Below are 3834 nucleotides of genomic sequence, written 5' to 3'. Positions count from 1 at the left end.
ATAGGTTATTTACAGTGTCTATTATACTACTGTAAAATATAAATACAATAACTTAAAATCCAGTGGATTAATTACAGGATGTAAAATACATGAGTAACCTCAAAATCGCAAGGATTTATCTTAGAGTAAGTACACTACAACAAAATTTAGAGCGACAACGTAAAATTATAGATGAGGCTAAGGAAAATGGATTTTACATAGCTGGAATCTATGAGGAAAAGGCGAGTGGTGTAAATGCAAGTCGTCCCGAATTAAATCGACTCATTGACGATCTTCAGGAGGGTGATTGGGTTATTGCCGAACGAATTGATCGAATCACTCGCCTCCCACCTCGTGAAGCAGAATTACTGATTCAAAGAATCACTGAAAAAGGAGCCAAGCTGCATGTGCCCGACGTTTTTTCTTTCGGTAACTTAGATGAGCTCATGGGGGAGGGTGATTCACTTCCAAAATATTTAACAGAACCACTAATGGAAGCCTTGCAAAAAATGTTCTTGCGTATGGCTTTAAGCATTGCCCATGAGGATTGGAAGACAAGAAGAGAGCGCGCAAACCAAGGTATTGCACGAGCAAAAAAAGAAGGGCGGATGAAAGGCCGGCCTGCAAATGAGGAATTACACAAAAGTATTATCCAACTCACATTAAACGGTGTGAGTATAACAGGGATAGCATCTGCCCTTAAATGTAGTACATCGACGGTAAGCAAGGTTAGACGAGCTTATAAACGCAAACATAAGTCAAGTGACAAGGATCAATTCGATATATTTAAACCAGCTTCAAAGAAGTAAGTAAAGGAAAAAAATATGGAAAATTTCACCCACCTAAATGTCTCTGATATTCAAAACTGGAATATCGGGAATTCCTCCAAGAATAGTAATGCTGAACAAGTTACATTAGATATTGTGGCCTCAAGCAATGATGTAAGAACAGTTATGAGGAAGGTTACGCTCGATGATTTCATCATCCCTGAATATCGAGGAAAAAATCCAGAAGATTATGAATTTCGTCATGATGGAAAAATAGTTAGAAAAGACCGTTGGGAAACTGGTATTCATAAAATTCATACGATGTTAGTTGAAGCTGGAGCGATGAAGGATCAGCCTGAATTTGAAATTGACGATGTAGTGGAATCTGTACGTTCCTTACTCGGACCAATGTTGGAAAGAAAATAATTCATATCATATGTGACAAAAAACGGTTACTCCAGGCTTTAAAGTTTGTCATCTTGTCTAAACTCCCCTCATAAATAAAGGTAAAAATATGTGGTTCAAACAAGTAAGTTTTTATCCCATTAGCAAAGAGAAGTTACCGGATTTCGAATATCTTTCGAACAAGCTGGCACAATCAGAGTTTTCTCCTTGCCAAGGCTTGGATTGGTTTTCAGAGGGTTTTTCCTCTCCTGTTCATTTTTCACCAGAATTAGTCTTCCCAGCAGATTTTACATGGAGAGTAGCCCTCAAAAAAGAAGAAAAAGTTCTGCCTGCCGGCGTGATTCGAGATATTTTGGACGAAAAGATTTTGGAAATTCAAAATAGTGAAGGTCGAAATGTAGGTCGCAAGGAAAAACAAGAACTGAAAGAACAAATTACTGATGACTTGCTTCCTCGTGCTTTTACAAAAAGCACTCGGACTGAAGCCGTATTTGATACAAAGCGTGGTTTTTTATTGATTAATAATGCTACTACGGCAAAAGCTGAAAACCTCCTGACTAAGCTTCGTGAAGCATTAGGAGGATTAGAAGCAACATTACCAAATACCAAGCAATCTCTCTCTTCTCTAATGACGAATTGGTTGCTGCAAGGGCATTGCGAAGGCGGTTTTGAATTGGACAGCGATTGCGAACTCAAAGGCGTAGGCGATGTTGTCCCGGTTGTTAAAGTTTCCAAACAAGACCTGACCGCCGATGAAGTGGTACAACACGTCAAAAACGGCAAAACCGTTACCCATTTGGGCTTGGTATGGCGTGGACAAATCGCGTTCATCCTTACCCAAGACTTTACACTCAAACGCATACAATATTTGGACTCTTTGCAAGAAGAAGCTGAAAATAATGGTGATGATGCCGCCAGCTTGATGTTTGCTTCTCAGATCTTGATGACAGAAGGCATTAGCTTGATGTTGGAGGAGTTAGTCACATATCTAGATGGATATAAGTAGGAACAACAGTTTTTACGACTAAAAGTAACTGACTGGTAACAAAATCAATATAAATTTTTGAACTGATATATAGGGATTGAAATGAAAGCAACTAACATCTATCTAGCCGCTAAAACCGACATAGCGCACGAAGCCGCCGACTACATCAACGGCTTGGCTATGAGCAACGGCTTCTCTACCGCAATGAATGATGACGAACTGAGCCAATTTCTAAGCTGGTTTGAAGCCCAAATTCAAGGGTGTGACGAATATATTGCTTCTAACTTGGTTATTGAGGCTGAAGAAATAGTGATAGACGATGAATATTTGTGTCTCCAATAACCAATTTTAACCAAAGGCCACTAATGTGTCCGTTTTTTTGTCCTCATACTCTTCTATTTTAGGGTCTCTGCCCCCAAGCCCCCGGTCTCGCCGCCGACAGCTCGGGAGCAGGGCATAGCCTACGGCCTACACCTGCTCCCTCACTTAAGCGTGTTATCGCTGCCAGTCAGTAAATGGGGTATTCATAAACGCCCTTGTAGGACGTTTACAAAGCTTCCCCATTGACAGCCTTTCAGCTCTATAAAAAACAGGCATAGCCATAAAAGCTTACATTGTGTGCTAGACTATATCAAACTACGAAAGGAAATCCGAACACTATGAATAAAACTTATAAAATTGGAAAAAATGCCGGGTATGATGGCTGCGGTCTTTGTCTTGCGGCCATTTCTGAAAATGAAGCTATCAAAGTTAAGTATTTGCGCGACATTTGTCCTGATTACGATGGCGATGATAAAGCTGAGGATTGGCTGAGATGGGGAACGGACAGCCGTGTCAAAGCAGCCGCTCTTGAAATGGAGCAGTACGCATATACGTCGGTTGGTATGGCCTCATGTTGGGAGTTTATTGAACTATGAAGAAATTTGAAGCCCCTGAAATTGGCTATACACCTGCCAATCTTAAAGCACTGAGAAAACAATTTGGGCTTACACAAGCACAGGTAGCAGAAATTACTGGTACAAAAACCGGATACAGCGTCCGCCGGTGGGAAGCAGCAATTGATGCCAAAAATCGCGCGGATATGCCGCTCGTAAAATGGCAAAAACTTTTGGATTCATTAAAATAAAAGCTTGCAATAGCTCGTATAGTGAGCTATTATACATATATAGACGCATCGCCCCACGCGGCTAAAATTTAAGACAGGGGCAAAAGGAAAAATCATGAAGAAAATCTACATTGACTCCAAAAAAAGAACCGTAAACGATACTGGCAAATATGCCTTGCAAATTAACTACGTTTTCGGTTTGTTCGATACATTAGCAGCTGCTCGTAAAGTTTACGATGACGTAATGTCTAAGTGGGACTCCATCGACGACAGCCCATATGGTCTCATCGGCATTTTGCCGCCAAACTACCGCGAACCCGATTTACCTAATTTAGGTATCAAGGAAGAACAAACTCTTTCGGAACTCCAACCCATAAACATTGAAGACTATGCCTTCAAACATCCTGCACGCAGGGATGTCCGATTAGGTTTCAAAGGTGGTGATATAGACAAATTGGCAGGTAAATCCACACTTCCTATCCGGCTGGAACGATACAAATCCGCAAAAAAACACGAGAATAAATCCTTGATGACGGATTCTTTTTGGGATGCTCTTATTATTACAAAATGGAATCTCGAAGACGCACAAGAGC

Annotated in this window: 7 protein-coding genes; all 7 read left to right on the top strand. The window is 40.8% G+C overall.

Annotation, left to right across the window (positions count from 1 at the left end):
- Nucleotides 1-89 precede the first annotated feature (89 nt).
- Nucleotides 90-788: a recombinase family protein gene (locus ACO4R2_RS04770; RefSeq protein WP_484769386.1), complete on the top strand. Its 699-nt coding sequence runs from the start codon at nucleotides 90-92 to the stop codon at nucleotides 786-788.
- A gap of 15 nt (nucleotides 789-803) precedes the next feature.
- Complete coding sequence (locus ACO4R2_RS04765; RefSeq protein WP_484769385.1) at nucleotides 804-1172, top strand: hypothetical protein; 369 nt, start codon at nucleotides 804-806, stop codon at nucleotides 1170-1172.
- Between the two features lie 88 nt (nucleotides 1173-1260).
- Nucleotides 1261-2157: a recombination-associated protein RdgC gene (locus ACO4R2_RS04760; RefSeq protein WP_484769384.1), complete on the top strand. Its 897-nt coding sequence runs from the start codon at nucleotides 1261-1263 to the stop codon at nucleotides 2155-2157.
- A gap of 81 nt (nucleotides 2158-2238) precedes the next feature.
- On the top strand, nucleotides 2239-2478 hold the full coding sequence (locus tag ACO4R2_RS04755) for a hypothetical protein (protein ID WP_484769383.1): 240 nt from the start codon (nucleotides 2239-2241) through the stop codon (nucleotides 2476-2478).
- A 317-nt stretch (nucleotides 2479-2795) separates the two neighbouring features.
- Nucleotides 2796-3053, top strand: coding sequence for an anti-CRISPR protein AcrIIC1 (gene acrIIC1, locus ACO4R2_RS04750; protein WP_484769382.1), 258 nt, complete (start codon nucleotides 2796-2798; stop codon nucleotides 3051-3053).
- Complete coding sequence (locus ACO4R2_RS04745; protein WP_049360086.1) at nucleotides 3050-3262, top strand: helix-turn-helix domain-containing protein; 213 nt, start codon at nucleotides 3050-3052, stop codon at nucleotides 3260-3262. Before acrIIC1 ends, ACO4R2_RS04745 begins: the two co-directional genes overlap by 4 nt.
- Nucleotides 3263-3356: 94 nt before the next feature.
- The coding region (locus ACO4R2_RS04740) for a hypothetical protein (RefSeq protein ID WP_484769381.1) at nucleotides 3357-3834 on the top strand (478 nt) is incomplete at its 3' end.

It is taken from the genome of Alloprevotella sp. (genome assembly GCF_057240785.1).
This window is presented reverse-complemented; position numbering and strand designations above follow the sequence as displayed.

Coding starts and splice junctions, on each gene's coding strand:
- ACO4R2_RS04760 (WP_484769384.1), top strand. CDS start 1,261: ATGTGGTTCAAACAAGTAAGTTTTTATCCCATTAGCAAAGAGAAGTTA.
- ACO4R2_RS04745 (WP_049360086.1), top strand. CDS start 3,050: ATGAAGAAATTTGAAGCCCCTGAAATTGGCTATACACCTGCCAATCTT.
- ACO4R2_RS04770 (WP_484769386.1), top strand. CDS start 90: ATGAGTAACCTCAAAATCGCAAGGATTTATCTTAGAGTAAGTACACTA.
- acrIIC1 (WP_484769382.1), top strand. CDS start 2,796: ATGAATAAAACTTATAAAATTGGAAAAAATGCCGGGTATGATGGCTGC.
- ACO4R2_RS04755 (WP_484769383.1), top strand. CDS start 2,239: ATGAAAGCAACTAACATCTATCTAGCCGCTAAAACCGACATAGCGCAC.
- ACO4R2_RS04765 (WP_484769385.1), top strand. CDS start 804: ATGGAAAATTTCACCCACCTAAATGTCTCTGATATTCAAAACTGGAAT.